Origin of the sequence: Thalassotalea sp. G20_0, from assembly GCF_017744175.1 — a bacterium.
GTDB lineage: Bacteria > Pseudomonadota > Gammaproteobacteria > Pseudomonadales > Endozoicomonadaceae > Endozoicomonas.
The window spans coordinates 1-687 of sequence record NZ_JAGHQV010000390.1 but is presented as its reverse complement, the minus strand read 5'-3'; the positions used below and the strand labels follow the sequence as shown (position 1 = coordinate 687).

The window sequence follows — 687 nt, the reverse complement described above, 5'->3', positions numbered from 1 at the left end:
CTGGTGGACAACGGGCTGGCACTGGAGACGACACCGAAGCTCAAAGAGGCCATGGCCGCGCTGCTGCCCCATGTGCAAACCAAAGCCGAATCAACAGAAGAGAAAGACCACTTTAAGCCACAGGAAGTCGCCAATCTGCTGTGGGCCGTGGCGAAACTGGTGGACAACGGGCTGGAACTGGAGAAGATGGCAAAGCTCAAAGAGACTGTGGTCGTGCTGTTGTCCCATTTGAAAACCAAAGCCGAATCAAAAGAAGAGAAAGACCACTTTATTCCTCAGCAGATCACCAACCTGTTGTGGGCCGTGGCCAAACTGGGTGAGGCCATTGAGCTGAAACTGATTAAATCTACGTTCGATTCTTTTGCCTGCCGACTCAGTGAAAACCCTCAGCTCTCTCAGCAAAATATATCGATCTCTCTCTGGGGAGTCATGGTGCTCTGTGCCAGGTCTTATCTGTACTTTGGTGACGATAATAAAAACGCCCTTGAAAAGTACATAGATGAACTGTTTTCTCGTCTGGAAAGTCCATCCCCGTGCAATACAGAGTTTTCATACATCATTGCCATGGCCGCAAGTTGGCTTGGGAGAGCGTGTCCGGTGGCCCCCCATTACCAGACAATCACTTCACAATCTCAATCCACCTTACGCGATCAACTCCAGTCAAGCTTTCCGTCTTTGCAGATTGAA

Annotated in this window: 1 protein-coding gene; it reads left to right on the top strand. The window is 49.9% G+C overall.

Annotated features, from left to right (window positions below):
* On the top strand, positions 1-687 hold a 687-nt coding region (locus J7438_RS26660), incomplete at both ends, for a hypothetical protein (RefSeq protein WP_209279044.1).